Annotated in this window: 23 protein-coding genes, 1 tRNA gene and 1 other annotated feature; of the genes, 2 read left to right on the top strand and 22 right to left on the bottom strand. The window is 37.2% G+C overall.

What is annotated here, in order from left to right; genetic code table 11:
• Position 1: 1 nt before the first annotated feature.
• From PATL70BA_RS09265 to PATL70BA_RS09255, 3 genes are all read right to left on the bottom strand, one after another.
• On the bottom strand, positions 2 to 679 hold the full coding sequence (locus PATL70BA_RS09265) for a type II secretion system F family protein (RefSeq protein ID WP_172596183.1): 678 nt from the start codon (positions 677 to 679) through the stop codon (positions 2 to 4).
• 74 nt (positions 680 to 753) lie between these two features.
• On the bottom strand, positions 754 to 2,004 hold the full coding sequence (locus PATL70BA_RS09260; RefSeq protein WP_330509808.1) for a CpaF family protein: 1,251 nt from the start codon (positions 2,002 to 2,004) through the stop codon (positions 754 to 756).
• Entirely contained in the window at positions 1,997 to 3,070 is a 1,074-nt protein-coding gene (locus tag PATL70BA_RS09255) for a P-loop NTPase family protein (RefSeq protein WP_125137088.1), read from the bottom strand. The genes PATL70BA_RS09260 and PATL70BA_RS09255 overlap by 8 nt, the downstream gene beginning before the upstream one ends.
• Positions 3,071 to 3,404: 334 nt before the next feature.
• Here PATL70BA_RS09255 and PATL70BA_RS09250 point away from each other — a divergent pair, with 334 nt between their 5' ends.
• The gene (locus PATL70BA_RS09250) at positions 3,405 to 4,766 is read left to right on the top strand and encodes an 8-oxoguanine deaminase (RefSeq protein ID WP_125137087.1); all 1,362 of its coding nucleotides are present in this window, start codon (positions 3,405 to 3,407) and stop codon (positions 4,764 to 4,766) included.
• A gap of 387 nt (positions 4,767 to 5,153) precedes the next feature.
• Here the strand turns inward: PATL70BA_RS09250 and thrS are convergent, their stop codons facing one another.
• The 6 genes from thrS to PATL70BA_RS09220 form a co-directional block, all read right to left on the bottom strand.
• The gene (thrS, locus tag PATL70BA_RS09245) at positions 5,154 to 7,040 is read right to left on the bottom strand and encodes a threonine--tRNA ligase (RefSeq protein ID WP_125137086.1); all 1,887 of its coding nucleotides are present in this window, start codon (positions 7,038 to 7,040) and stop codon (positions 5,154 to 5,156) included.
• Between the two features lie 92 nt (positions 7,041 to 7,132).
• Positions 7,133 to 7,327 (bottom strand) — a binding site (T-box leader).
• A 312-nt stretch (positions 7,328 to 7,639) separates the two neighbouring features.
• Complete coding sequence (locus tag PATL70BA_RS09240) at positions 7,640 to 8,701, bottom strand: inorganic phosphate transporter (RefSeq protein ID WP_125137085.1); 1,062 nt, start codon at positions 8,699 to 8,701, stop codon at positions 7,640 to 7,642.
• A gap of 36 nt (positions 8,702 to 8,737) precedes the next feature.
• Positions 8,738 to 9,388 carry a DUF47 domain-containing protein gene (locus PATL70BA_RS09235; protein WP_125137084.1) on the bottom strand — a complete coding sequence of 217 codons (651 nt, stop codon included), beginning with the start codon at positions 9,386 to 9,388 and terminating at the stop codon, positions 8,738 to 8,740.
• Positions 9,389 to 9,583: 195 nt separating this feature from the next.
• Positions 9,584 to 10,414, bottom strand: coding sequence for a response regulator transcription factor (locus PATL70BA_RS09230; protein WP_125137083.1), 831 nt, complete (start codon positions 10,412 to 10,414; stop codon positions 9,584 to 9,586).
• Positions 10,411 to 12,165, bottom strand: a complete 1,755-nt coding sequence (locus PATL70BA_RS09225; RefSeq protein ID WP_125137082.1) for a cache domain-containing sensor histidine kinase — start codon at positions 12,163 to 12,165, stop codon at positions 10,411 to 10,413. The genes PATL70BA_RS09230 and PATL70BA_RS09225 overlap by 4 nt, the downstream gene beginning before the upstream one ends.
• Positions 12,155 to 13,258: an extracellular solute-binding protein gene (locus PATL70BA_RS09220; RefSeq protein ID WP_125137081.1), complete on the bottom strand. Its 1,104-nt coding sequence runs from the start codon at positions 13,256 to 13,258 to the stop codon at positions 12,155 to 12,157. The genes PATL70BA_RS09225 and PATL70BA_RS09220 overlap by 11 nt, the downstream gene beginning before the upstream one ends.
• A 105-nt stretch (positions 13,259 to 13,363) precedes the next feature.
• On the opposite strand from PATL70BA_RS09220, the gene PATL70BA_RS09215 reads away from it, so the two are divergent.
• Positions 13,364 to 13,436: transfer RNA gene (locus PATL70BA_RS09215), tRNA-Val, on the top strand.
• 45 nt (positions 13,437 to 13,481) lie between these two features.
• Here PATL70BA_RS09215 and dnaB read toward each other — a convergent pair.
• The 13 genes from dnaB to PATL70BA_RS09150 all read right to left on the bottom strand — a co-directional run bounded on the left by dnaB (position 13,482) and on the right by PATL70BA_RS09150 (position 23,763).
• Complete coding sequence (gene dnaB / locus PATL70BA_RS09210; RefSeq protein ID WP_125137080.1) at positions 13,482 to 14,807, bottom strand: replicative DNA helicase; 1,326 nt, start codon at positions 14,805 to 14,807, stop codon at positions 13,482 to 13,484.
• Between the two features lie 38 nt (positions 14,808 to 14,845).
• A complete protein-coding gene (rplI, locus tag PATL70BA_RS09205) occupies positions 14,846 to 15,292 on the bottom strand; it encodes a 50S ribosomal protein L9 (RefSeq protein WP_125137079.1) in 447 nt (148 codons plus the stop codon).
• The gene (locus tag PATL70BA_RS09200; protein ID WP_125137078.1) at positions 15,289 to 17,364 is read right to left on the bottom strand and encodes a DHH family phosphoesterase; all 2,076 of its coding nucleotides are present in this window, start codon (positions 17,362 to 17,364) and stop codon (positions 15,289 to 15,291) included. The genes rplI and PATL70BA_RS09200 overlap by 4 nt, the downstream gene beginning before the upstream one ends.
• Positions 17,365 to 17,509: 145 nt before the next feature.
• Entirely contained in the window at positions 17,510 to 17,770 is a 261-nt protein-coding gene (rpsR, locus tag PATL70BA_RS09195; RefSeq protein WP_125137077.1) for a 30S ribosomal protein S18, read from the bottom strand.
• A 3-nt stretch (positions 17,771 to 17,773) separates the two neighbouring features.
• A complete protein-coding gene (locus PATL70BA_RS09190; RefSeq protein ID WP_125137076.1) occupies positions 17,774 to 18,220 on the bottom strand; it encodes a single-stranded DNA-binding protein in 447 nt (148 codons plus the stop codon).
• A 21-nt stretch (positions 18,221 to 18,241) separates the two neighbouring features.
• Positions 18,242 to 18,529 carry a 30S ribosomal protein S6 gene (gene rpsF, locus PATL70BA_RS09185; protein ID WP_125137075.1) on the bottom strand — a complete coding sequence of 96 codons (288 nt, stop codon included), beginning with the start codon at positions 18,527 to 18,529 and terminating at the stop codon, positions 18,242 to 18,244.
• A 213-nt stretch (positions 18,530 to 18,742) separates the two neighbouring features.
• Entirely contained in the window at positions 18,743 to 19,486 is a 744-nt protein-coding gene (locus PATL70BA_RS09180; protein ID WP_125137074.1) for a sugar phosphate isomerase/epimerase family protein, read from the bottom strand.
• Positions 19,487 to 19,559: 73 nt separating this feature from the next.
• Positions 19,560 to 19,736 carry a DUF951 domain-containing protein gene (locus tag PATL70BA_RS09175; protein WP_125137073.1) on the bottom strand — a complete coding sequence of 59 codons (177 nt, stop codon included), beginning with the start codon at positions 19,734 to 19,736 and terminating at the stop codon, positions 19,560 to 19,562.
• Positions 19,737 to 19,794: 58 nt separating this feature from the next.
• Entirely contained in the window at positions 19,795 to 20,868 is a 1,074-nt protein-coding gene (locus PATL70BA_RS09170) for an NADH:ubiquinone reductase (Na(+)-transporting) subunit F (protein WP_125137072.1), read from the bottom strand.
• A 51-nt stretch (positions 20,869 to 20,919) separates the two neighbouring features.
• The gene (locus PATL70BA_RS09165) at positions 20,920 to 21,501 is read right to left on the bottom strand and encodes an Rnf-Nqr domain containing protein (protein WP_125137071.1); all 582 of its coding nucleotides are present in this window, start codon (positions 21,499 to 21,501) and stop codon (positions 20,920 to 20,922) included.
• Between the two features lie 38 nt (positions 21,502 to 21,539).
• Positions 21,540 to 22,169 carry an Rnf-Nqr domain containing protein gene (locus PATL70BA_RS09160; RefSeq protein WP_125137070.1) on the bottom strand — a complete coding sequence of 210 codons (630 nt, stop codon included), beginning with the start codon at positions 22,167 to 22,169 and terminating at the stop codon, positions 21,540 to 21,542.
• A gap of 1 nt (position 22,170) precedes the next feature.
• On the bottom strand, positions 22,171 to 22,746 hold the full coding sequence (locus PATL70BA_RS09155; RefSeq protein WP_125137069.1) for an FMN-binding protein: 576 nt from the start codon (positions 22,744 to 22,746) through the stop codon (positions 22,171 to 22,173).
• 12 nt (positions 22,747 to 22,758) lie between these two features.
• A complete protein-coding gene (locus PATL70BA_RS09150; protein WP_125137068.1) occupies positions 22,759 to 23,763 on the bottom strand; it encodes an RnfABCDGE type electron transport complex subunit D in 1,005 nt (334 codons plus the stop codon).
• Between the last annotated feature and the right edge of the window lie 2 nt (positions 23,764 to 23,765).

Genomic DNA, 23,765 nt, shown 5'->3' with positions numbered 1-23,765 from the left:
ATCACACCTCTATACTAACAATCTTTTCTCCGATTTTACGGCTGAGCATATATAAAAATAGTGCAAAGACCATTACCATTCTACCTATTAGCGTCGTATACAAGGGACCTAGAAATTCCGGTGATGTTAATTGAAAAAATACGATCATGCCCGGAATAATGTATGATAGTATTTTTTGTTCAAATTGTTTTTGCACAACCAATAGATCTATTTCCTTTTGAATCTCTATTTTTTCATTAATCATATGCGTTGTCTCTCTTATTATCCTTATTAAATCACCACCGGTTCTTTTTGCCATAATAAAAACGCCTGTAAAATTATGAATATCTTCAACGCCTGCGCGTAGCGCCAAATCCTCAAGCGCAGACTCTAAGGTCTCGTTCATGTTGAGCTTTTTCACGATGAGTGACCATTCTATAATGATATCGGTTTGGTGATCATAAAGAATCTGAAGATCTGCTAATGTCTGTATGCAAGCCTGCTCTGCTGATCTTCCAGCTGACAGAGAGGAAGACAAGGTATACATGGCTTCACGAAATTGCTCCCTCAGTCTATGCTTTCTTTTTTTTATGGCTAGTGCTTTTTGTGCTTTTATATGAAAGTAAACGCCTAGGCATGCCATGCTTGCAAGTATTAGATGGTTAAAGAAGATCATGCCCATAATAAAATAATATGTCATACCCCAAATTATATGCCAGGTCCATTCTTTTTTAGTATAATAACATCTGTTATAATAGATGTTGCTTTGCAAAGTCATATCGGTAAACACTCCTTCATATTAGATAAGAGTAATTTTTCACGGTTTTGAAGCCGATTACCACTTCTAACTAATTGACCATGTACTTTTTCATCGGTTGATTGCTCATCTTCTCGAAAAGCATATAAGGGGTTCATAATGACTTCCCCCTCTTTGTAGGTTACAATCTCCACCACTTCCAAAACTTTTCTTGATTTATCTCTAAGTCGACCCAGATGTACCATGACTTCAACAGCTGAAGCTATCTGCTGCCTAATCGCCTCAAGGGGCATTGCCGATCCTGACAGAACCATGGTTTCAAGGCGGCTTAGCATATCCGTGGTAGAATTCCCGTGTCCGGTTGACAAAGAACCGTCATGACCGGTATTCATGGCTTGGAGCATGTCCAACGCTTCGTGTCCCCTAACTTCCCCTACAACAATTCTATCCGGTCGCATTCTAAGAGATGATTTTATTAAGTCTTTAATGGTAATTGTACCTCGCCCTTCTACATTGGCATTTCTTGTCTCAAGACTGACTAGATTTGACACTTTGTTAATCTGCAATTCTGCTGAATCTTCTATGGTAATGATTCTTTCATCATCTGGTATAGCGTTTGACAAAACATTAAGAAAAGTCGTCTTACCCGAACCCGTTCCGCCACAAATGAAAATATTATATTTGGCTTTGACAAGTGTTTGAAGCACCAAGGCAACTTCTGATGATATACTTTCCCAAGTCACCAAATCTGACATATCAATCGGTTTTTGTGGGAATTTTCTAATCGTTAACGTTGGTCCCTTTAACGCAATTGGTGGTAGCACCACATTGATTCTTGATCCATCTGCCAATCTGGCGTCACATATGGGAGAGGATTCATTCACAACTCTATTTACCTTTGATACAATCATCTGAATAATATTTTCAAGTTGTTCTTGTGAATCAAAAGTATAATCCAGGCGTGTCACGTGACCGTTTCTTTCGATAAAAATATCTTTAACCCCATTTACCATGATTTCAGTTATGCTTTTGTCATCTACAAGAGGTTGAAGAATATCTAACCGCCTTAGAGCATTAAATACTTTCTCTTTTAGGTAAAGTCTCGTTTTAAGAGGTAGATAGGTTCTCTGGGTCATTTTTTTCAAAGCCGTTTCGATAAGGGCTTCAACTTCCTCATCCAGCAAATCATCCATGAGTCCCATTTCATTACGCACTTCACTTATCAAATCACAATAATGATGATCATGGGTTGTCTTTTGATCAAACATGACGCATCAGCCTTTCGATTTTTTCATAAGCTATGGATTGGCTGTTGAATATAATTCTGCCATCAACCGTTTCTTCTATTAACCTATCATCAAAGCTCAGTGTTATATCACCCTCTGTTACAAATAATTTGGATGATGGAAAGACTTGATTGATAATCACGGTCTTATCCTTTAAGATTTCTTCCTCACTTAGTCTATTTAGGTCTTCTGAAAATACCAACCACTTTTTATATCCCTTAACGTCACCACGTACATTAAATACTTTGTGATGACATTTTTTAATAAGCTCAAGGGTTTTTCCTAAAAAGTCTTGGGCAAAATCTATAACCATATAGTCATAGTCACTTTTTTCAATCATATAATCAATCCATGTTAACCACATCTTTTGTTCAAAGCCGGATAAGTCACCTTCGCTTATGGCAGGCATTAGATAATGGATGCCTGATGCCGAATCTACACACTTCATCTTCTCAAGTCCCATCATCCAATTACTTTTTGACATGATATGCATCATATAATCCGATAAGTTATCTGTTGATGTGCCTTGATAGGTCATATCATAACTCGGAAAGGATTCTAAACTTAGAAAAAGTACTTTGTAACCTTGGTTCGCCTTGGAAGCTGAAATGATTTGAGCAATTGTCGTATTCCCGGAGCCTCCTGCTGGGCTGTAACAGCCTATTAATTTCAGGTTTCCGTATTTTTTGTTGACCCATTCTTTGGCTGTTACTTTAAGAAACAGATCATTGATGGTTGACTCAATCTCTTTAACTTTTTGATATTTAAATAGGGTGTGCATCCCGTGAAGGTGATACCCCGTATGACCTTCAACCATTAACACCATACGCGCTTCCTTATCTTCCGGAATCATACCACTCGCCAATGCCATGAGTTCCTCACTTAATAAGATGAGATCATAATGATTCGAGTTCAAGTCTTCTTCAAGATTGTCCTTTTTTTTAAGTAGTGTTATTTCGAAATGGTTCTCTCTAGACAGAACGAGGTTTTCTATCAATTGAACATTATACTCTTGATCGCCCCCACCAATTAATATTCTACAACGCATAATTGCCTCCCTTTACATGACCTCCTAATTATACTGAACAGATATTTAAATGTAAAGTGTAATTTGTTAATTTTGTACAAATATGTTGTTGTATATATGATTTCTATTGTCTATATTTACATATAATCCTAAAAATGGCAAAGACTTCCAATTTCATTCGTTAAACTCTATCGTTTTGTCACATAACCAAGATCTAATGGATTGCACCAAAAGGTAGTCTGTTGTATAATTATCTTAGGCCAAAGCACTAAACGCTTGTGTTGAGTTAACCACAAAAAATACTCTGTTTTATTGATGCAGATATTTTGTGGTTTTTTTATTTAAGGAGGTTTCTATGTCATCATTATTATTAAAGAACATTGACCACATCTATACGTTTAATAATCAGGAAGAACACTTGGAACATCAGGACCTACTCATTGTAAATGGTGTTATAACCGCTATCGGAGACAATCTACCTTCAGCTACAGATACTAAGATTATCGACTGTGAAGGTCTTGTTGCCTTACCCGGATTTGTTAACACCCATCATCATCTTTATCAAACCTTGTTCAGAGGTCTTAAGGAAGTTCAAGAAAAACCGCTTTTCCCTTGGCTGATTGGTCTTTATGAATTTTGGCAGCATCTGACGCCAACTGCCGTGTATCATGGTGCTATGGTTGGTTTCTCGGAATTGTTACGCACCGGTTGCACCTTAACTGCCGATCATCATTATGTTTTTCCAAATGGGCAGCCATCTACTTTAATTGATGAACAGATTCAAGCCGCAAAAGATATTGGTATGCGATTCCATGCCACAAGAGGTTCTATGTCTCTTGGAAGAGATCACGGCGGCTTGCCGCCCATGACGGTTGTTCAAGAAGAATCTCTTATTCTTGAAGATTCTCTTAGACTCATTCAGACGTATCATGATCCATCCGACTATGCTATGACTAGAATTGCATTGGCCCCTTGCTCACCTTTTTCAGTAACGGCTGACCTTATGAAAAATACAGCTTTACTTGCCAGAGAACATAAGGTCATGATGCATACCCATTTAGCTGAGACCTTAGATGAAGAAGCCTTCTGCTTAGAAAAATATGGACGTAGGCCTTTTGAGCTCATGGAGGATCTGGGTTGGGTCGGAAAAGATGTTTGGTACGCCCATGGCATATTCCTAGATGATCATGAAATACATCGTCTAAATGGCTCGGGTATTGCCCACTGTCCTTCTAGCAATATGAAGCTTAATAGTGGTATCTGCAGAACGTCAGAACTTCATAATATTGGTGCCAATATCAGTATTGCTGTGGACGGAAGTGCTAGTAATGATGGTTCAAATATGTGGGAGGAAGTTAGACGGGCTTACTTGCTCAATCATCTTAAGTACGGTACAGAAGGTCTAGATGCCTATAATATTCTAAAAATATCTACAAGAGGTGGCGCACAGGTTCTTGGAAGAACAGACACCGGATATCTGGCACCAGGTATGGCGGCAGATCTTAATCTCTTTGACTTATCCGGGATTGAGTATGCCGGTTGTCACGATCCTTTGGTTTCACTTGTATGTCTTGGTAATCATTCTTATACTAAGATGACCATTGTCGCAGGTGAGATTGTCTCTAAAGACGGTGTGCTACAGAAGATTGATACGGAACAAATGGCTAAAGATGCCCATAAGACTGCAGTTGATTTGGTTAGGAGAGTTAGGGGATAGGGATAAAATGAATATGTTTCTAAAGAGGTCCCATGAAAACCCTTCCACAGTGTATATAACTACGGCCTCCGATTGGTGCGTCCTGCACCAAAAGTCGGCGGACAGCTCCTGCTGTCTTGCTTAAGTCATACACACTGTTCCAGGAACTTCATGGTCGATGTTGGCTTTTTGGTATTATTGGTTACTCATAGAATATCATATGACGTATACGATTTTACACATACCATATATAAGTGTTTCTTGATAGTGATAAAATAAGGGATCAGGTTTATCTTCAAGATTTGCAAAAAAATAAATGTTAAAGTGACTATTTCACTTCAACATTTATTATAGGATTAATTAGTTATTATGGTTAAAGTGTCAGACTGAGTTTGACACTTTAACTTTTTATAGTTCTTTGACTTTTTCTATGAAGTCTACTAAGGACATTTCATCATTTTTTTGTTGACCAAATGGTCGTATTGAGACGGATCCGGCGTTTCGCTCATTCTCGCCTACGATTAATAGGAATGGGATTTTCTCCATACCACCTTCTCGGATCTTGTAGCCGATACGTTCGTTTCTAAGGTCACCTTCTACACGAACACCTTGTTCATCGAGTTTGGCCATTACTTCTTTGGCATAATCATCAAATTCCGGTGATATTGGTAGTACTTTCACTTGTACCGGTGCTAACCAGTAAGGGAATGCACCTGCAAAGTGCTCTATCAGGATTCCGATAAAGCGCTCAATAGATCCATAAACAACACGGTGTAACATGATGGGTCTTTGCTTAGAATTATCATGCTCAATGTACTCAAGCTCAAATCTCTGAGGCAATTGGAAGTCGAGTTGAATGGTGCCACATTGCCAAGTACGTCCAATACAGTCTCTTAAATGGAAGTCAATCTTAGGACCATAGAAAGCCCCATCGCCCTCATTTAAGATATAGGCCATCCCTTTTTGATCTAAGGCTTCTTTTAAAGATGCTTCTGCCATATCCCAATCTTCTTGTACCCCAATACTGCCTTCCGGCTTGGTGGATAACTCCACATGGTAACTGAAACCGAATTTTGCATAAACTTCATCAATCAGATTAATAACATTTATGATCTCTTCTGTTACCTGTGATCTGGTCATAAATATATGGGCATCATCTTGGGTAAAGCTTCTTACACGCATAAGACCATGTAGGGCCCCACTCATTTCATGACGGTGTACCAAACCTAGTTCGCCCATTCTAAGTGGTAGATCTCTATAGGAATGTTGCTTTGTTTTAAAAGCCAGCATGCCACCTGGACAGTTCATTGGTTTAACCGCAAAATCTTCATCATCTATTTGAGTTGTGTACATGTTATCCCTGTAATGATCCCAATGTCCCGAAGTTTCCCACAGACTTTTGTTTAAGATAATCGGCGTTGATACTTCTTCGTAGCCATTTTTCTTATGTATTTCTTTCCAGTATTTTATCAATATATCCTTGAGAATAATACCTTTGTTTAAAAATACGGGAAATCCTGGGCCTTCATCATACATGGTGAAGAGTTCAAGTTCTTTTCCTAGTTTACGATGGTCTCTTTTTTTGGCTTCTTCAATCATATCTAGATATTCTTTCAGATCCTTCGCCTTAGGAAAAGCTGTACCATAGATTCTCGTTAACATCTTGTTGTCTTCAGAACCACGCCAATAGGCGCCCGCAACACTGGTCAACTTAAATGCCTTAATGTCTTTGGTTCTAACAATATGTGGACCTGCACATAAGTCAACAAAGTCACCTTGTTGATAAAAGGAGATCTTAGCATCCTCCGGTAAATCCTGAATCAACTCAACTTTATAGTCTTCTGATTTCTCCTTCATAAGTTCGATAGCCGCTTCTCTTGGCAACTCAAATCTGGTAATCTCCAAGTTCTCAGATGCGATTTTCTTCATCTCACCTTCAATGAGTGCCAATTCTTCTACAGAAAATGGTGTTGCACGGTCTAAATCATAGTAGAAACCATTATCTATTGCCGGTCCTATTGCCAGTTTTGTTTCCGGATAAAGTCTTTTTACTGCATGGGCCAGCAAATGGGATGCTGAATGCCAAAAAGCTTTTTTACCGGCTTTGTCATTGAAGGTAAGTATATTTACCTGGGCATCGTCACTCACTTCGTCTCTCAAGTCTGCTATAGCGCCATCTACCTCGCCGACTAAAGCCTGTCTAGCTAGGCCTTCGCTTATAGTTTTTGCTATATCCAGTACACTAACTTTTTGATCAAATTCTAATGTATTGCCATCTTTTAATGTTATAATCATTTTTTCTCCTTCTTTCTTCAATTAACTTGATACGCGTCATGGTCAAATTGGTGCACTTTATACAAAACAAAAAAGACCCATCGCTTGCATTAGCAAGGGACGAGTCAACCCGCGGTTCCACCCTAATAATAGTTTCCTATCACTTCATTCGACGATAACGTAGTCAACGGATTGTATTAGAATCTCTCAGAGGTAGTCTTCAAATGAATAGGAATAAAAATCTCTCAACTATGATTTTCTCTCTGTTAATCCGTACTTCATTCTACTCGTCTCTTCAACGATTTATTGATATGTAATAGCATAATTATAACAGAAGACGCTCATATGTCAATATCTTATGGCTCATTTCATTGAAAATCCTTGGAATCGCCACGTGAAACGGTAAAAAGAACTTTGCACGCCATCTGCTTAAATTGCAAAATGGCTTACAAAGTCCTTTTATAACTTTAATCTGGGAGATAAAGGAGAGAGCTATTAGTTGAGCTTCAGTCAGGGGTATATAGTTCTGAATGCTTCAACGGAATCTATATATCTATGACTGATTTGTGAAACTTAGCTATATCCTTAATCTTCTGGGAGATAAAGGATATAGGCGTAAGTTAGTAATTTATGACTGTTTGCATAAATACATTTTGAAGAATATATAGTGAAAGTAAAGAAATCATCATAGATATAAGGGGTGTCATGATCCATCCTGATCCAATTCTTCCAAGCTCCTTCATGTTAATGTTTCTTCCGCCTTTTGCCAAACCGATACCCATAATGGCGCCAACAACTGCTTGAGACTGGGATACAGGTACCAGTGGAAATGCTGGAAGGTTCCTTGATGTCAGCCAAATACTTAAAGACTCCGAGGAAAATAGAAATAGGACCGTAGAGGTGGCCAAAACCACTATGAATGCACTTATCGGTGAGAGCTTAAAGATGCTTTTTCCTACAGTTAACATCACTTTCTTGGAGTAAGTGAATACGCCAAGGGAGATCGCCAATGCACCTAGAAAAAAGAGCTGTTGGGTACTGGTTATGGTAATGTTTTCAGATATCCTTACAGTTGCAAATGGAGATACATTTATAAAAACACCCATGACATTGGCAATATTGTTGGCACCTAAGCTATACGCTCCAAAAGCACCAGCTATCATTAAGGCATATCTTGTATATTTATCCATTTTGACAATATGTATTTTAGTATGTTCTACCATATATTTAATAATCCAATAAAAAATGACTGCAAATAGTGCTGCTAATATTGGGGTGAAGACCCATGTACCTACGATTTTATAAACCACAGCCATTTCTGTCTTTATACCTCCAAAAATATTCCATCCGATAATTGCACCAACAACTGCTTGAGATGTGGATACAGGTAGTCCTTTTCCCGTCATCACCATGACTGTAAAAGCAGCTGAAGCCGACACGGCAAATGAACCGCCTATAGCATTGATGGCACCCAGTTGGCCAAGCGTATGAGAAGCGCCTGTTCCGCCTAATACAGCGCCTAAGATAACAAATATACTACAGATGATGGCAGCTGTAGAAAATTTGACCATTCTGGTACCTACCGCAGTTCCAAAAATATTAGCTGCATCATTGCCACCAAGAGACCATCCCATGAACAATCCTGCAGACAAAAAGATGGCTGTTGCCATTGTAAAATTCATTTCACTCAACGCCTCCCTCTGCTGTCTTCACTTCCATTATATGCCTCTCTTAAATCTAAACACGGATAGTTTAATAGCCATTTCTTCTGCTATGTCTGAAAGTCTTGCTGTTTTTTGCGCAAAATAGCGTTGATGCATTTTCTCACTAAGTTTTAAATGGTCTTTGTCTGCAAAAATTTTGATCTTCAGTTTGTGCTCCAATTTATCCACTTCTGATTCATAAAAATATACTTTACTAATATAGTCTTCTATGGTCTTGTACTGGGTAAAGTAAACTCTAACACCACGTATAAGTGTTTCCACAGCTTTTAATGAGGTTTTTGCTATTTGAATAAAGTCTTCTTTAAAATCTTCTTCTATTCTAGGTTGCTCAACTTGTAAGTCTAAAAGCATTTGTTTGGAAATGTCACCAATATCGTCCATGGAATCCATAAGCTCTAATATGTCTGCACTTAAATCCGGTAACAAATTATATCTGTATAAGATAAATTTTAGATTTTTTAGATGTTCATCCGCTTCACTTTCCTGCTCTACGACGACTTTAATACGCTCCTCAAATTGTTGGCAATTATTTGTCATATAGTCCTTGATACCTTCATAAAAAGTCATCGCACCTTTTTGAAGACAGTTGAGGTATAAATCGATTTCAATCTCTAATTCTCTATTTCTGTCTTGAAATATGTTCATGTCTTTTCTCCTTCTTTGCCGATATGCTAAATTAAAGGTTCTTATATATAAAAAAGCTATATAGAGACTATATAGCTTTTTTATATATACATCAATGAACTATCCTGTTTTTTTGTTGAATAATATGAACTCACTTCTTTTTTCTTGATTTTCCCGGTGTTTTTGTATACATTTATCGCTACTTAGTTCTGTTTTTCATTCATTATACTCATCTTTTTGCTTATTGTCTTGTTCCCCAGATAGGTTGTTTTTAAACTCCATAGGTGTAACACCTATTTTCTTTTTAAACAATATGCTGAAATATTTGGGGTCATTGTAACCCACTTTCTCAGAAACCTCATAGACTTTTATGGTATGATCCCTCAAGAGTTGTATTGCCATTTTGAGCCGATAGTCTGTTAAGAATTCAACAAATGTGTAGTCTGTATATTTTTTAAACAACCTACTCAAATAGCTTTCACTAATCTCCAAGGCTTCTGCTACTTCTCCAATAGCAATACCTTCTTGATAATGTTCTTCAATCCATTTAACCGCTTTGGTAACATATCTTTTTCTACCATCATAATTATTATCATAGCTTTCTTCATAGAAAAGTTCGGTTTTACCCTCTTCTATCAGTACTTGTCTTTCTAATTGTTTAATCTGTTCCTTTCTTTCTTCTATGACTTTAACAACCTTTTTGAGCGTGAAATAAAAGTCCTCGTCATCAATGGGTTTTAATAGATAGTCCTTAACGCCTAATTTGATAGCTTGCTGAGCATAATTAAAGTCATTAAATCCAGATATGATGATAAATTCAGCTTCTAATTCATCATCTAGTTTTCTTATCATTTCAATACCATCCATAACCGGCATACTTACATCCGTTATAATGATATCGGGTTTAAGCTTTTTTATGAGATTGTAACCTTCTAAGCCGTCCTTAGCTTCACCTATGACTTCACAACCAAACTCCTGCCAGGGTGTCGTCAAAACCATACCTTTTCTAATATAGGCCTCATCTTCAACTATTACAATTCCAATCATAAGATTTCTCCTTCATATAAATAGGGTACTGTTATGGCTACTTTTGTACCTTTGTATTTTTGACTCTCTATATGAACACCATAGTCTTCTCCGTAATATAACTTAATTCTTTGATCCACATTATGTATCCCGATATGCTGATCTGACTTGTTATCGGATACCTTCCTAATCTCCTCATCCGTCATACCGATGCCGTTGTCAATAATCTGAAACTTAATAATACCCGCTTCAACAAAACCGTTAATGCTTATTTCACCATTGCCGGAATTGTTACTAAGTCCATGAACAATTGCATTCTCAACAAAAGGTTGGATGATGAGCCTTGGAACTTTACATTCTAAAATTGTATGATCGATGTTCCTTATAATTTTAAAAGCATTATTGTATTTGATTTTCTGTATGGCTAAATAACTGTCAATAAAGCTAATACTTCTTTTGACACTAACAAATTCTTCATCGCAGTCAATACTGTTTCTTAGTATTTTGGCTAGATTGGTAACAACACTTACCACTTCACTTTTCTGACCCATCTTAGCACTCCACTTGATAACATCAAGGGTGTTGTAAATAAAGTGCGGGTTCACTTGAGCTTGAAGCATTTTGATTTCTGTCGTTCTAAGCTGCTGTTGCTTTTCAATAACCTTGTTCTTATATGAATTCAGTCGATCTAACATTTGGTTAAAGTACTTGGCCAGATCACCTATCTCATCGTTACTTCTAGCATTTGCTTTAACTGAAAATGTACCTTCCTCAACCTCACCCATAATGCTGATAAGTTCTCTAATAGGATGAGATATAAACCGAGCCAATACATAGGAAATAATACAGGATATACTTAAGCTTACAATGGCACCTATTAATAGAATGAGCCCAAGTATACGATTAAAAGACTGAAAAATGTTTGAGGATACATTAGCAATGGTTCTGGTGCCTAACTTCTCATCTACAAAATTCACGACTAAAAAACTGTCTTTACTGATTTCCTCTTTGATACTTTTATATTCCAAATTTTTTTCATGGTCCAAGTAGGAAGATCTTTGGAATTTTCCTTCCATACTGGAGTTTTGTGTATCCAATAAAGTGTAGGCATTGTTATCAAGCAAGACAATGTGTAGAGATAATCCTGAGTGAATTGTTTTCATTTCCTCTAAAATAACTTCTCTTGGTACATCAATCAAGATATAGCCGACATGTTTCCCTTCACTATTAAGAATCTGACTTCCCAAGCTAATGATACTACTTTTTCCAGACAAATATGTGATTTTTTGAGGGTATATTACTGTTTGATTGACTTTCCGGTCAATATCTCTAAAAATACCCCATTTATTTTTCAGTCCTACACGATACGTTTCTGGAAAAGGGGTTGTGGAATAGGCAATACTGCCTGACAGATTGGTTATGTGTACGACCGGTTTGGTACTTTGTTCAATAAGGGCTTCATATATAATTTCATAGACTGTATTTTCATGAAACTCTTGTTCATTCCCTGTGGAGATGGCTTGAATGATTTCTTCATTATTCATAATACTTTGAATGATGCCTTCATATTCGACAATCTTGTCGTTGATTCTAACATGTGCCCCTTCCACGTTGGTATAGGTCTGATCGTATATGGTCTTATTTAAGAAGTTCACTGATAGACCATACATCAAGCCACTGATGATTAACAATGGTATGGTGCTGCATAAAATGAATGTTGCAAATAGTTTATAAAAAAGTGGTATTCGAATATGCCTCATCTTATTCACCATCTTTTACCCTCATAATAACCTTGTCCCGCCAATTACTTAATACACTGGACTTTCTTTCATATGTATCCAAATGACCTGCGTCAAAAATATTCAGCTCGTCCATGGGCATCAGACCCAGTGGCACCTCGACGTCTTTTCTGATTGAACGCAAATAAAATTGATCCACCATATACGTCTGGACCTTTTTACTAAGTACAAAATCAATAAAAGCTTTTGCTTCTTCTTTGTTTTTTGCGTCTTTCATAAGTGCAATAGAATCGGTTATTACCGGTGTGCCTTCCTCGAAATAAACAATCCCTACATCCTCACCTCTATGAAGATAGGATATGGCCGCTTCCTCCATAGTTATACCAATAGCGAAATCACCATTTGCAACACCTTCATAGACTTCTGAAGACTTTGCTAATATTTTACCATTCAAATTATCCAATAGTTTTTCAGCATTTTTCCAGTTATATTCAGACCCTGTTTGATTAAGATTTAATATGAAGGATAAGGCGATGAAGGCTGATCCGGACGTACTTGGATCAACAAAAGCCAGCTTGCCTTTCCACATAGGATCCAGTATATCCTCCCAAGATTCTGGTACTTCATCTGGAGAAACCAGCTTGGTATTATAAATCAGCACAATGGGTAAAAGGTTGTATCCCAAGAAGTAGTTTTCCTTATCCTTATGTCCTTGATGAATCTCATGATCATAGATGGAAGTATAGGGTTCAAATAAGTTCTTGTATATGTTTAAATACTCTTTACTACCGCCCCACATGACGTCCATGAGATATTTATCTTCCTTATTATCTAAAGATTCAAGAAGATCCATAGTGCCTGCGGACAGGTATTCCACTTGTATACCTGTGGTCTCCTGAAATTCCTTAATAATAGGTATAATGATTCTTTCATTTAAAGGGCTATGAATTTTTAGATTGTGACTTTCCGGCTCTTTTTGTATTAATGATAAAACGTTTTTATTCGGCAATTTGAAAAGAATGAGTGCTAATACAATAACAACCGCTATCAGAATCCAGTACCTTTTGGTTTTTAGATGCTCTTTCCAATGCTTTTTGGTTTTTATTGTTTCAGTTTTTTCATCCATTTATGCACACCACCTTTTCGTATTTATGATTTTCCCAAAGTTTTTTAATTAATTTTAAAATATGACTTTACATTTGGGTGAAAACTTGGTAAATTAGTTGCATAGGCGTGGTTAACTCAGCTGGTAGAGTGTTTCCTTGACGTGGAAGAAGTCATGGGTTCGAGTCCCTTACCATGCACTAACAAAAACAGAACCGTATAAACGGTTCTGTTTTTGTTTGTTCTTATTGCGCCATGTTCTTGAATTTTGTATATTGACCGATCCAAACCAGATTAACGGTTCCTGTGGGACCATTACGTTGTTTAGCGATGATCAACTCTGCTTGATTTTTGAGTTCTGATTCAGGGTGATAATACTCATCCCTGTATAAAAACATAACCACATCGGCATCTTGCTCTATAGCACCTGATTCTCGAAGGTCGGATAACATGGGTCTGTGATCTGCTCTGGATTCACAAGCACGAGATAACTGAGACAATGCGATAACCGGTGCACTCATTTCTCTTGCAAGGGCTTTTAGACCCCTTGAGATCTCCGAAATCTCTTGTTCTCTTGATTGGGTCTTGCCTGATCCACTCATAAGCTGTAAATAGTCAATCATAATCAAGTCTAAGCCTTTTTCCATTTTTAGTTTACGGCATTTTGCCCTAACTTCTGATATGGTAATTCCCGGGGTATCATCCACATAAATCGGTGCATCGGCTAAGATCACTGCACCCATTGATATTTTCGCCCAGTCTTCATCCTCAAGATCTCCGGTCCTTACTTTCTGTGCATCTACCATGGCTTCAGAACAGACCATACGGTTCAGTAACTGATCCTTTGACATCTCCAGACTAAACATAGCTGCTACTTTACCCTCTTTGATGGCAGCATGTTGAACGACGTTCAGTGCAAATGCAGTTTTACCCATAGAGGGTCTTGCCGCAACCAATACTAAATCCGAAGGCTGAAATCCGGCTGTACGATAATCCAAGTCCAAAAATCCGGAGGAAATACCTGTGACCTTGCCTTTGTTTTTAGTCAACATCTCCAATTTATTTAACATTGGGTTCACCAGCTGAGCAATAGGCGTAAATTCACCTGAATCATTTTTCTGAACAATATTAAAAATCCGCTCTTCAGCACCGTTTAATACATTTTCTATGGATACTGTGCCGTCATAGGCATCCGCAGTGATTTCCTGGCTGGCTTTTATAATCTTTCTAAGCGTTGATTTTTCCTTGACAATCATGGCATAATGCTTCGCATGAGCTGAAGTAGGTACTGCCATTGCCAATTTCGATAAGTATTCAATACCACCAATCTGATCTAAGACCTTCTGGTCTTGTAACTGTGATTGTAGCGTCACCAAGTCGACCGGCTTATTCCTGTTGTACAAGGTAACCATGGCTTCGTATATAAACTTTAAATCCGGATGATAAAAATCATCTTCTGTGATTGTATCCTTAACCGATTCGATGGCCTCACGGTCCATAATCATTGAACCAATAACCGATTGTTCCGCCTCTAAACTTTGTGGCGGTATACGTTTTACAATGTCTTCCATATAGGTCACCCCGTTATGTCCGCTTCTAATAATGCAGACTATTCTCCTTCAACTTTAACCGATAATTCTGTTGTCACTTTTGGATGAAGCTTGATTTTAATAATATGGGTACCAAGGGACTTAATGGGTTCATCTAAGACCATTTTTTTCTTGTCAACTTCTATGCCAAGTTGATCGGAAACAGCTTTAGCAATCTCTTTTGTCGATACCGATCCAAAAGTTTTCCCACCTTCACCGGCTTTAATAGCTAGAGTTATGGAGGATGCTTTTATTTTGAGACCCAATTCTTTGGCTTCATTGAGTTCATCTTCTTTTTTTCTTGCTTCTGTGGCTTTTTTTAGTTTTACATCATTAATAGCTGCATTGGTCGCTTCTTTACCTAATTTTCTAGCTATTAAATAGTTTCTACCATAGCCATCACTGACCTCTACAATGTCGCCTTTTTTACCTACTTTTTTTACATCTTCTAGTAATACTATTTTCATGTTGTTTCACCTTCCTCTGAATAATTGTCCAAAGCTTCTTTTAATTTTATAATAACACCATCTATGGTTTCATTCGGAATCTGTGCACCGGCCACACTAAGATGACCACCACCGCCCAGTTTTTCCATAATGAGTTGTACATTGATACTGTCATAAGATCTTGCACTGATATAAATGGTCCCCTCAATGTCCGATAACACAAATGATGCTTTGATATCTGATATATTAAGGAGTTCATCTGCGGCTTGTGCCGCCACAAGAGATGGGTTCTCAACATCTGAGGGACAAACGGATATCGCCATATGATCGCTATAAATCTGACAGTCCCTAACTGCTGTAGCTTTGGCTTTGTAAGAGGCCATATCATTTTTAAAGAAACCTCTTACCCGAATAACATCAGCACCGCTTCTTTTAAGAAAAGCTGCTGCTTCAAAAGTCTTAACACCCGTCTTAATGACAAAGTTTTTGGTATCGACGGTAATCCCTGCAAACAAGGCGTCTGCTTCAATCGGTTCTAATTTCACTTTATCGGATATATATCTTAGAATCTCTGTCACCATTTCGCATGTGGAAGAAGCATAAGATTCGATATAACTTAGAACCGGATTTTCAATGGGTTCTGAGCTCACTCTGTGATGATCAAAGACCACAATGTTTTTAAAATAGTCTAAAAGCTCCATATGTTCTGTATAAGATGGTCGGTTAACATCCACAACCACCAATAACGTTTTTTCTTTTATATAGCTGATGGCTTCCTGTCCGGTTACAAACAGATTCTTAGGATAATGGTCGTTTTCAATCAGTTGCGTATGAAGGGTTTTAACGGATGAAGTTACATCATTAATAACAATATTCGCTGGTTTATCCAGCAATTTGGCACAAGCATATATGCCCACAGCCGCACCCAGTGAATCTAAATCTTGACGTTTGTGTCCCATTATAATGACACGATCGCTTTCTTCAATCAGTTCTCTAAAGGCATAAGCCTTTATTCTTGCTTTTACACGCGTGCTTTTTTCTACGCCACGGGTTTTGCCACCATAAAAAGAAAACTTATCATTTTTCTTAACAACCGCTTGGTCGCCACCTCGACCTAAGGCAAGATCTAAGGCCATTCTGCCAAATTCCACCGACTGTAAATAAGAAAATTCATTGATACCAATGCCCATACTCATAGTTACGGGAAGTTCATTACCAATACTAATACTACGTATTTCATCTAATATGCTGAACTTATTATTCTTTAACTCTTCCATATATTTTTGCTGAAAAACAAGGATATACTGATCCTTTTCAAATTTTTTCAGAACACCGTCTATTTTATTGGCGAATTTGCTTAGATTTCGATCAATCAATGCTACCAGTAGAGGACGTCTTACATCTTCGATGCTGTTTAAGACCTCTTCATAATTATCAATATAGATAAGGGCTGCAACCGCTTTTTGATCATTGTTTTTTTGCTCAAGCATGCGTTCTTTAGAAATATCAAAAAAATAAAGTGTATACAGCAACTGCTCTTCATTTTCTGTAAGGTTTACGAGATCCAGCTCTTTAGAATTCATCTCTATGCGCATATGTTTGGCTATAACCCTGTAATGACGCTCACCGATTTCAAATATTTTTTCAATCTGTCCTTCCATTTCAGAAGGTAACATTTCCCTATTCAAACTGGGGATAATATCATTGATATTCATTTCAATGATTTTACTTTCATCTACATCTTCCATGGTACCAACCAATATGTTAAACGCTTCATTGCACCACCTAATTTTTGCTTCAGGGTCTAATATAACATTGGGTAGCTCTAATTTATCAAGGTAATCCTTTTGAACACCTGAAAAGCTAAGGGCAAAATTAATAACCTCACTCATCAAATGCTTTCTTGTTGTTCTATTCATGAAGTAACCAATCACACCAGCAATCAGCCATAATATAACAAAAAAGATACCCATACTTCTTTCAATAATCAACATAACAATGGTCATAAACGTTATAACGATCATATAAAATAGGGGCCATGTAAAAAACTTCTGAATGCGCTGATTAAAAGCCACTTGCTTCTTCTGATTCATATTGTCTACCTCTTTTTCTAAAACCACATACTCTTAATTGAGCATTTTAACACTTAGATATTATATCATCTAATAGTTCATAACTCAACTTTACTTAATAATAAAAAGAGCCTTCCACAACCTGAGTCATGAAAAGCCCAAAATATTAATCTAAAGTATAAGGCATCAAGGATACATGTCTTGATTGTTTGATTGCAATCGTTACAGCTCTTTGATGTTTTGCACAGTTTCCTGTGATTCTTCTAGGAAGTATTTTACCTCTCTCAGATACAAATCTTCTTAGTTTATTAACATCTTTATAGTTCATTGTGTTTTGTTTTTCTTCACAGAAAACACATACACGTCTTTTTCTTTTAAATCTCTTTTTTTGGAAAGCCACAAGCTTACCTCCTTTGCTTAGTAATATCGTTTAGAATGGTAGATCGTCATCATCAAAATTATCTATTGCTACGAATCCTTCTGATTGATTATTTGTGGGTGCTTTAACGCTAGAACCGTCCTGACTGCCACTTGCTGTTGCATGCTCTTCATAAGAACGCTTGCTTTCTGCAAAGTGTTGCTCTTCTACGACAACATCCGTTGTATATTTCTTAACACCGTCTTTGTCTGTATAGGAACCTGTCTGAAGTCTTCCTACTACGGAAACCATTTGTCCTTTTTTAAAATACTTTTCAGCAAATTCACCTTCGCGACCAAATGCCACGATGTTAATAAAATCTGCGTCCGGCTGTCCCTCTTTTTTAAAACGTTTGTTGACCGCTAGAGAATATCTTGCAATCGCTAAAGGTTCAGCACCTTGTGTGTATCTCACTTCAGGATCTCTAGTAAGTCTCCCCATAAGAATTACTTTGTTCATAGTCGTTACCCCCTTTTTGTTTTATGCTACTTTGCTAACGATTAAGAAACGTAAAATTGATTCCATAATACGAATACGCTTTTCTACTTCTGCTGGCACTTCTGAAGTTGCTTCAAAAGTAATAAAGTAGTAAAAACCGTCACGCATTTTTTGGATCTCATAAGCTAATTTACGCTTACCCCAGTCGTCTACATTGACAACGTTACCACCAAATTTTTCGATATAACCTTTTACTTTTTCAAAGGCTTCAGTCTTTGCTTCTTCTTCCAATTTGCCATTAAGTACTAATGCTAATTCATAAGTATTCATCTTGGCACCTCCTTCTGGTCTTTGGCCCACTCCTAAGTCGTCATGACTATAATGAGCAAGGATATTATTTTATAATTGTAGATAGGCATAGCTATCCACATACAAGAATACATGATACCATATTAAGTACTTATTTGCAATGAATATATTTAATCTTTCGTTATAAAAGTTAAAAATATAAACTTAATTTTAGGAAGGAGGCTTAAGGAGATACTATTTATCAAAACTTCTTAAATTATTAAAACTTTTTTTAACACATTCAATACTCTGAGTATTGCACACGTCTTGTTCTACAAAAACCCATTCAACCCCACATTCGATAGCCGTCTTCAGATAAGATTTAATGTCAAGACATCCTTCGCCGATTTCTGCAAAAATAGGTTTCTCATCTTTTATCATATCTTTCAAGTGAAGATAGATTAATCTAGAATTTTTCTTTTGCATATATAGAACGGTATCCAAACCTGCATAGGAGGTCCAAAACGTATCCAACTCCAGTTTTAAATATTTTGCCTTATAAATAAGTATATCCAAAATATATTCTCCATTGATTTTTTCAAATTCAAAATCATGATTATGGTAGCAAAGCTGAATTCCATTATCTTTACACTTTTGGTCAATTCTGGCAATTGATTCTGCGGTTTTTAAAAGAGAATCACGGTCCAACCTGTCCTCTAGTTCCAAATAAGGTATTGTAATTGTATCCATACCTAATATTTTAGCGTATTCAACTTCTTCATCAAAATCACTTTCCATCCTCCTGAGAGAAACATGTGTATTAACAGCTTTTAACTGCAAATCATCCATCGCTTTTCTGAGAACTTGTGCGCTTATGCCATAATATCCGGCAAACTCGAGCCCCTTATACCCAATTGCAGCAACTTTTTTTATTGCACTCATGAAATCTTTTTCACATTCATCTCTTATAGTATATAATTGTAAACCAATGTTAATCATTATATTTTCCTTCCTATTTGGTCAAGCCTTTAGTACTTTTTTATTGCGAAAAATATTTACCTTTCGGTACTGTTCAATCTTTTATCTCTTTTATATTCTTTTCAAGCTTGACTCTTGGTATCATAACCAGATGTCCACAGCCCTTACACTTAAGCTTAAAATCAATGCCTGTCCTTAGAACTTCCCACTCAAATGAACCACAAGGATGACCTTTTTTCAGACGCAATACTTGCCCGACTTTGATGTCCATTATACACCTCTCTTAATTCTATAATTTGAAACGTTATGTCTAAACACATATAAGAAAACTAGAATCTATCACAATAAATACGTTCTGATGGCATACCATTTCGTTCTAACACAGCAAAACAAGCATCAATCATGCCCGGTGAACCACATAGATAAGCCTCATGCTCTTCAAGATTCTTACTATGCCTGTCAACCACATCGGTAATCAAACCTACTTCGCCCTGCCAATGGTCTTCTTCATTCGGTTCAGATAAAGCCGGAATGTATTGAAAATTCGGAAATTCTTTTGCCAACTCTTGAAACTCTTCTGTATAATATAAGTCCTTAGCTGTCTTAGCACCAAAGAAGTATTTGACTTTACGGTTCATCCCATGGTCTCTTAAATAATAAAGAATAGACCGAATAGGTGCTTTTCCGGATCCGCCGGCTATACATATAATATCCCTGTCAGAATGTTCTTGTAGAAAGAAACTACCAAAAGGACCAAGTAATCTGATCCGGTCACCAACCTCTAATGCTCTATGAACAAAAGTTGTGGCTTCACCTTTGGGAACCAGTCTGATAATCAATTCTAGAAAATCTGTTTCTTTAGGATTTGAGGCTATAGAATAGGCTCTTTGTATTTCAAGACCAGGTACCTCAATTTGTGCATATTGTCCCGGTTTAAAGTCTATGGTCGTTGGTTGGATCAACTTAAAACGCACCAGCTTAATATCATGGGTCAAATCCTCGATACCCATAACTTCCGTCTTAAATTCCTGAGCATTAAGCAAGGACTCCGGGATACTGATTTTTATGTCCCCTTTCACCTTACATTGACACGACAATCGTACTTGATCCTTACGTTCTTGAAGGCTTAATAATCCAGTCTCAGTTGCTAGGGTCTCTCCGCCACCTTCTGTTACCTTTACTTTACATTGTCCACATGTTGCTTTACCACCACATGCAGATGGAATGAATATCTTATTGGCTGAGAGATGATTTAGTAACGTATTATCACCTGTTACTGGTATGGTTTTTTGATCGTTTATTATTATCTTCTTCTCACTTTTGCTACCTAAAAGGACATCCAAAAGTGCTATCAAAATCGCTATGATGGTTAGTGTGACCACTAAAATAATCGGAACATTCATATCTATACCTCACAATCTGATCTAAGATATTGCAATTATGCTTATTTATCTCTAAAAACCAACAACACCAATAAATCCCATGAATCCAAGAGATATAATACCTGCAATAATCATGACGATGCCTGCACCTTGTAAACCGTCAGGCACTTTGCTAACCAATGCCATCTTTTCCCTTATAGCTGCAATGATGGTAATCGCAAGCGCCCAACCTGTTCCTGAACCAAAACCAAAAAATACTGTTTCAAAGAAACCGAAGGTTCTGTTAACCATGAACAAAGAAACGGCAAGCACTGCGCAGTTTACCGTAATAAGCGGAAGAAATATCCCGAAAGCATTATAAAGCGCCGGCAAGTATTTGTCTAAAAAAATCTCTAGAAATTGAACCGTTGCAGCTATCGTAATGATAAATATTAATAAACTGATGCTCTCGGCATTGTTATTCTTAAGCAATTGATAGATGGGCCAATTGATGGTTGCTGTCAACGTAATAACAAGAATGACAGAAGCGCCCATACCTTTTGCTGTTTTTAGATTCTTTGAAATAGCAATTAAGGGGCACATACCCAATATATAGGTCAGTGCAATGTTATGGGTTAATACTGATGCCATAAAAATATTAATTAATCCTTCCATAAGCCGAACTCCCTTCTAAGATACTTTCTTTGATGTTTTTAGGATGCTGATTCTATATTGAGCTTAGCAATTGTTCTCATAATCCACATATAAATGGCCATAACGAAAAATGCTCCCGGTGCCATCGCCATAACCGTCCAGGTAACAAACCCGTCCCCTACTACTTGTATACCCAGTAATGTTCCAAAGGCTAATACCTCTCTTACAACGGATATAACAATTAATGTGAACATATACCCCAGGCCATTGGCAAGTGCATCTAAAGCCGAAAAATGTATGGGGTTCTTTATAGCAAAAGCTTCTGCTCTACCCATGACGATACAGTTAGTAATAATTAGTCCCGTGTAAGCACCTAAGGCTTTACTTAATTCAAAAAAATAAGCTTGTAGGAATCCCTGAAAGGCGATAACAAAGGTTGAAATCAAAACCATATAGGTAACCATTCTTACCTTGGCAGGTATGAACTTACGTATAATTGAAGTTGACATCGAACTTGCCAAAAGCACAAAAGTCACACCAAGACCCATAGCAATGGCATTTTCAACCCTATTGGTAACCGCAAGTGCAGAACAGATACCAAGAGCCATTGCATAAATAGGATTATCTTTAAATATACCTTTATTCAATAATTGATACCATTTCGTGTATTTTAATCTAATTAGTCTCATATTAGTTCACCAGTGCCTCCTTTTTTATGTCGTATTCTGCATTTAGAAGGGTTTCAAATGCTCGACTGGTTCCTGTTGCTCCGGTAATGGCATCTACTTCATTATTGGCATTTTCTTCATCATTTGCCTTTACCACCACAATATCAGGATCAAAAACTTTACCTTTATACTTTGCGAGATAATCAGCCTCGGCAATGATGCCACCCAGTCCCGGCGTTTCAGATTGTTCCATAATCTGAATGTCTTGAATGGTGATAAGGTCTTCTTCAAGTGTCAAAAATCCGGCTATTGGCCCCCAAAGACCTGAGCCTTCAAACTCAAACCCAACAGCACCTGAATTCGACTCATAAAAATCATAACCATTCTTTTCAATCCTTTTTATTTGATCACCAAATACATCTATTATTTCTGATGCTTCATACTCTATTTCAAATGCTTGTAATACGGATTTTTTGAAAGCTAGCTCTTCATTTACATTAATCTTATCCCTTGTATATGCGTCCATACCTACTAATATTCCTGAAGATACGAGACCAAGTATAATCGTAAAAAATATCATTTTCAATTGTTCTTTCATGTCATCACCTGCCTATTCCGATAAGGGTTTGTATTTCTTATCAATAATATACGTATCAATCATAGGTCTAAAAGCATTCATGAGAATAATAGCAAACATAACACCTTCTGCAAATCCCGAAAAACTTCTTATGACAATGGTCAAAATTCCAAGTCCAATACCATAAATGACTTGACCTGCTTTAGTATAGGGTGATGATACTGGATCTGTCGCCATGAAAAAGGCACCAAATAGCAAACCGCCCGTAAGAAGTTGGTACATAGGCTGAACCACCTCACTAGGTATAAAAAGATGCCCAATATAAGAGGCAACCACAACAGTTCCTAAATAAACAACCGGTACTCTCCAGTGGATGACTCTGGTTACTATGAGAAATAGCCCAGCAATAATAATACCTAGTCTAAAGGTTTCTCCCACAGATCCCGGAGCTGTCCCAATCATCAGATCCCAAAGTGAAAAGGGTAGTGCTTCATTAGCTCTTAAAAAAATAAGTGGTGTGGCAGATGTAACCGCATCCGGACTGCTTGGATTAATCCACATTGAGGACATATAAGTGGGGAAAGCTATGGTAATAAACAATCTGCCTACTAACGCCGGGTTGAAAATATTTCGACCTGTACCACCAAAAACTTCTTTACCAAAAAATATACCAAATGCCATTCCAACACCGGCAATCCAAAATGGTATCGTTGGAGGCAAAGTCAAAGGAAATATCAGGCCTGTCACTAATATCCCTTCATTAATATCCTCTTTTCTAAAAATGGCAAAAGCCCATTCTACAAGAAAAGCAATCAGATATGTGAATCCAATGAGATAGAGCATCCTAATACCATAATAGTATATAGCAGCAAATGTAGAAGGCAAAAGCGCAACTACAGCAATCAACATGAAGTACTTTAAGTTAATATTGCTACGTATATGAGGACTCTCTGTTGTGAGCTTATTTGACCCTTTAAATAAAGATTCAAATGTCAGTTTTATCGGTCTAAATATGAGGCCTTTATCATTTTTTCCCATCT

The organism is Petrocella atlantisensis (assembly GCF_900538275.1).
GTDB classification, from domain to species: Bacteria; Bacillota; Clostridia; order Lachnospirales; family Vallitaleaceae; genus Petrocella; species Petrocella atlantisensis.
The sequence above is the reverse complement of the archived record's forward strand: the minus strand, read 5'-3'. Positions and strand labels throughout refer to the sequence as shown.